Consider the following 2230-nt stretch of genomic DNA (forward strand, 5'->3'; position numbering starts at 1 on the left):
AGAGCAAGTGCGATTCGTTGCTTAGTGAATCACGGTAATCAGTCCGTACATAACTAAGCCAGTGAAACTTAGGTAAAAACTAAGCACTGAACTCTTTGTGTGATATAGGTGAAAGTCCTATCCGCTAGATTCAAGCGTGACTCCTTACCTGCCCGCACCGAGTAAGCTCGGAATCTTACAGAGTGAAGCCGGGAACAGGGCGCAACCAGATAACTGTTATGGGTTAACACTGGCGCTAACAGGGAATACTCATGGTGAAACAGTACCTAGAAAAGCAACCTGAAGAAAAGCAGGGCATAACATCAAAACCTTGACTTCATTGGAGTTTATACCCGTAGCACTTTTGCTCGGTAGCTACAAGAATCTTGGGTATCCAATGGTTGAATTGGTAACACCTAAAAGTACAAAATCGCCTAAAGGGAACGAATAAAAACGAATCAAGAGTCTTGGGACGGTCGAATCCCAAGTAGGTATGACGAGATACGGAACTCTCTTGAATCGGGTAGGACACAGCGTAATTGCTGTGAGGTATTCAGAAAACACGAGAGCAGAGTTAGAGCATGATTAGGCACAGTAAAAAAATTACTAGTGAATCTTGGAAAAATCTAAACTGGAAGAAATTCCGTAAAGATTTATTCCGCCTACAAAGTCGAGTGTTCAAAGCAGTTCGAGCAGGAGATAAGCGTAAAGCTTTGTCACTTCAAAAACTTATTCTGAAGTCTTCTTCAGCCAGATTTCTAGCGATTCGACAAGTATCACAGTTAAATGCAGGAAAGAAAACAGCAGGTATTGATGGCAAGAAATCCCTTAATTTTAATGAGAGATTTGAGCTTGAAACACTTCTGAAAAATACCAGTAATAACTGGCATCACCAGAAACTACGTAGTATCCCCATTCCTAAAAAAGATGGAACTACCAGAATGTTGAAAATTCCCACTATGGCGGATAGAGCATGGCAATGCCTAGCAAAATACGCTTTAGAGCCTGCATACGAAGCAACATTCCATGAAAGAAGTTATGGTTTCAGACCGGGACGTTCAGCACATGATGCTCAGAAAATCCTATTCCTAAACCTAAACTCTAAAGCAAATGGAATCAATAAAAGAGTTATAGAACTTGATATTGAAAAATGCTTTGATAGGATAAATCACTCCTCAATCATGGAAAACCTTATAGCCCCTAAAGGCATAAAATCGGGTATATTCAGATGTCTAAAAGCAGGAATAAACCCAGAATTTCCAGAACAAGGAACTCCACAAGGGGGAGTAGTGAGTCCAATACTTGCAAATATTGCATTAAATGGTATTGAAAAGTTACACAGATACCACTCAAACAAAGGATACACAATAACCTCAAAAACTCCCCAAAAGAACATCATCGAAGCATCTATCAGATACGCAGATGACATGGTTATAATCCTGAGACCTGAAGATAATGCAATAGAAATACTTGAAAGAATCAACGAATTTCTAGCCAAAAGAGGAATGAAGATAAGTGAGAAGAAAACAAAGATTACCGCTGCGACAGATGGATTCGACTTTCTAGGATGGCACTTCAAAGTGTTAAAAGACGGAAGATTCAAGAGTTATCCCTCAGTGGATAACTTCAAAAAATTCCGTCAAAAAGTTAAAAACATCGTCAATAACTCGAATTATGGTTCTAAGGTAAAAGCTGAAAAGCTAGCACCAATAGTTAGAGGCTGGAGAAATTACCATAAATTTTGTGACATGAACGGCGCTAAGTTCTCCCTATGGCACGTCAGTTACAGAACATGGAAAGTTTTTAATAAGGAAAATAAGAATACTAGAAAATCAAGCACTCAGTTGATTAAGAAAGCATTCCCAAGTGTTCCTTACTCCGAAAATAAATTCGTCAATGTCAAAGGAAATAAATCTCCTTACGACAATGATATAACTTACTGGAGCGAACGCAACAGCAAATTATATGATAACGAAACCTCTAAAGCCTTAAAACGGCAAAACCATTCATGTAGTCATTGTGGTTTAAAGTTTACAAGTGAAGAACGAACACACTTACATCACATCGACGGTAATCATAACAACTGGAAAACTAAAAATCTAGTGGCAGTACACAAGTCCTGTCATGATTACATACACATGAGCAAAAAGGCTATCCCTTAAGAATATCGGGAGCCGGATGCCGTGAAAATGGCACGTCCGGATCTAACTGAGAGGTGCGGGAGATAATACTCCCCATCGACTCAACCAGC

1 protein-coding gene is annotated in these 2230 nt (G+C 39.4%); it reads left to right on the forward strand.

The window, feature by feature from the left end; translation table 11 throughout:
• Nucleotides 1-560: 560 nt before the first annotated feature.
• Nucleotides 561-2141, forward strand: a complete 1581-nt coding sequence (locus tag ACM03V_RS34290; protein ID WP_414625279.1) for a group II intron reverse transcriptase/maturase — start codon at nt 561-563, stop codon at nt 2139-2141.
• The last annotated feature ends 89 nt before the right edge of the window (nt 2142-2230 follow it).

It is taken from the genome of Calothrix sp. CCY 0018, from assembly GCF_963920925.1.
Taxonomy (GTDB): Bacteria; Cyanobacteriota; Cyanobacteriia; order Cyanobacteriales; family Nostocaceae; genus Rivularia.